This is a genomic window from Mesorhizobium sp. WSM4836, from assembly GCF_055811815.1.
This window is the reverse complement of the sequence record NZ_JBVVQF010000081.1, coordinates 1-904: the sequence shown is the minus strand read 5'-3', so window position 1 is coordinate 904 and position 904 is coordinate 1. Positions and strand designations below refer to the sequence as shown.

General features: G+C 64.5%; 2 protein-coding genes. Both read right to left on the bottom strand.

Annotation, left to right across the window (positions count from 1 at the left end; genetic code table 11):
• Positions 1-113: 113 nt before the first annotated feature.
• Positions 114-461, bottom strand: coding sequence for an IS66 family insertion sequence element accessory protein TnpB (gene tnpB, locus AC0L2P_RS32160; protein ID WP_006201720.1), 348 nt, complete (start codon positions 459-461; stop codon positions 114-116).
• Positions 458-811, bottom strand: a complete 354-nt coding sequence (tnpA, locus tag AC0L2P_RS32155; protein ID WP_473507239.1) for an IS66-like element accessory protein TnpA — start codon at positions 809-811, stop codon at positions 458-460. Before tnpA ends, tnpB begins: the two co-directional genes overlap by 4 nt.
• Positions 812-904: the final 93 nt, after the last annotated feature.

Below are 904 nucleotides of genomic sequence, written 5' to 3'. Positions count from 1 at the left end.
AGCGCGCCGATATCGTCCGGAACAGCATCCTGGGCGGTGGCAACCATGCCCTGGAGTGAATCATAAAACGCCTCCGCTGACTCGCGGAAAATGGCGCAAACTCAAAGAAAAACTCAGCCCGCGCGCTGGGGGCGGAACGTGTGGCGCGGGTTGCGCCAATCGATGCCGTCGAGCATGTAGGCGAGCTGCGCCGGTGATATGGAAACCGTACCGTCCGCCGGCGACGGCCATAGAAACCGGCCCTTCTCGAGCCGTTTTGCATACAGCGACATGCCGAGCCCATCATGCCAGATAATCTTGATCAGATTGCCGCTGCGGCCGCGGAAGACATAAAGATCGCCGGCATGCGGATCCCGGCCCAACGTCTCCTGAACCTGCAGAGCGAGGCCTTGCATCCCGCGACGCATATCGGTCCGGCCGACCGCCAACCAGATCCGCACCTGGCTCGGAACCGGGATCATGAAACGCCCAGCGCCTTCACCATCGCCGCCGCCAGGGTCGGCGGCGTGGTCAGCGGAATCCTCAGCCGCACCTTGCCGGCGATCTCCAGCTCGATCACCGCTGGGGCCGCCGCCGGCACCGAAGCGGCGACAGGCTCGTCGGGAGCCACGACAACTTCGGCAAAGCCCGTCTCGCGGGCTCTCAGCGTGCGGCGCCACTTATAGATCAGGCTGGTCGCGACATCGTACTGACGCGCCACCGCCGCCACTGTGGCCCCGGGCGCGAATGCCGCGGCCAGTATCCGGTACTGATCCTCTTCACGCCAACGACGACGACGCTCCGGTCCGGTCAATAACGTCACATGGCTCATGCTGTGCTGCTAACTACGCTCGTAAGGGCGACCTTAAGAGCGCAGCTTCGCTACCGTGCCATGTTCCCGCAAGGCGGCCTTCGCCGGAGGCGT

Bases quoted from the DNA above. Each gene is read 5' to 3' on its own strand.
- tnpA (WP_473507239.1), bottom strand. From the start codon at position 811: ATGAGCCATGTGACGTTATTGACCGGACCGGAGCGTCGTCGTCGTTGG.
- tnpB (WP_006201720.1), bottom strand. From the start codon at position 461: ATGATCCCGGTTCCGAGCCAGGTGCGGATCTGGTTGGCGGTCGGCCGG.